Origin of the sequence: Paraburkholderia sp. SIMBA_027 (genome assembly GCF_046535315.1) — a bacterium.
Classification (GTDB): Bacteria; Pseudomonadota; Gammaproteobacteria; order Burkholderiales; family Burkholderiaceae; genus Paraburkholderia; species Paraburkholderia tropica.
The window spans coordinates 1-254 of record NZ_JAWRWY010001101.1 but is presented as its reverse complement, the minus strand read 5'-3'; the positions used below and the strand labels follow the sequence as shown (position 1 = coordinate 254).

Genomic DNA, 254 nt, shown 5'->3' with positions numbered 1-254 from the left:
ATGGGAATTACATTCTGTTATTATTTGTGGTCCTCGCGCTTGGGCTATGTCTCGGAAAGTTACGACTTGGTTCGATCCAACTGGGTAATTCCATTGGCGTTTTAGTCGTATCGCTGTTATTAGGCCAACAACATTTCAGCATTAACACCGATGCGCTTAATCTTGGCTTTATGCTGTTTATTTTCTGCGTCGGGGTCGAAGCCGGACCGAACTTTTTTTCCATTTTTTTTCGCGATGGGAAAAATTACCTAATG

Annotated in this window: 1 pseudogene; it reads left to right on the top strand. The window is 42.5% G+C overall.

Annotation, left to right across the window (positions count from 1 at the left end):
- Positions 1-254: pseudogene (locus tag SB764_RS42530) on the top strand (transporter); the annotation flags it as partial.